A 716-nucleotide genomic window follows, 5' to 3' on the forward strand; every position below is an offset into this window, starting at 1 on the left:
TGAAAAACTAGAGGTAAATGTAGTGGCACACTAATTTTGGCCACCTAATTAGAGGTGATATTATCACCATCAACTAACTAGGTATCAAAATGAGCAAACGAACAAGACCAACATACTCTCCAGAATTTAGACTCGAAGTTGCACAAGAAGTTGTTGATAAAGGGCGCAGTGTCCGAGATGTCGCGGATAGCTTAGGCCTTGGTAAGTCCACGGTCGATAAATGGGCGCGACAATTAAAAGAAGAACGAAACGGTAGGTTGTCGAGTGCTACACCTCTCACTCCAGATCAATTAAAAATTCGCGAGTTGGAACGCAAGATCAAACAACTAGAGGGAGACAACGAGATTTTAAAAAAGGCTTCAGCTCTCTTGATGCAGGACTCGATCAAAGGTTTTCGTTAATCCAAGCGCAGCAAGGGAGCTGGTCGGTATCTCGACTATGCCGCGTACTTAATGTTCATCGCAGCAGCTACAGATATTGGTGTGACCGCCCTCAAGAGATAGAGCCGCAACGCCTTAGATTGATTTCTGAACTCAAGCGTTGGTTTGGAATTAGTAATGGTTCTGCGGGGGAGCGTACTTTGGTAACTCTGCTGGCATTATCCGGCTTTAAGGTGAGTCGCTGGTTAGTGAACAAGCTCATGAGGCAAGAAGGTTTGGTTAGCCGCCAATTGCCGGCACATAAGTACGCTAAATCTGAGAAAGAGCATGTGCTCA

The 716-nt window shown here is 45.4% G+C and carries 1 protein-coding gene and 1 pseudogene; both read left to right on the forward strand.

Going from position 1 to position 716, the window contains the following annotated elements:
- Positions 1–89 precede the first annotated feature (89 nt).
- Complete coding sequence (locus A3766_RS25545) at positions 90–401, forward strand: IS3 family transposase (RefSeq protein WP_068510183.1); 312 nt, start codon at positions 90–92, stop codon at positions 399–401.
- Positions 402–520: 119 nt separating this feature from the next.
- Positions 521–716, forward strand: a pseudogene (locus tag A3766_RS32315) (IS3 family transposase); the annotation flags it as partial.

Source organism: Oleiphilus sp. HI0132, from assembly GCF_001635845.1.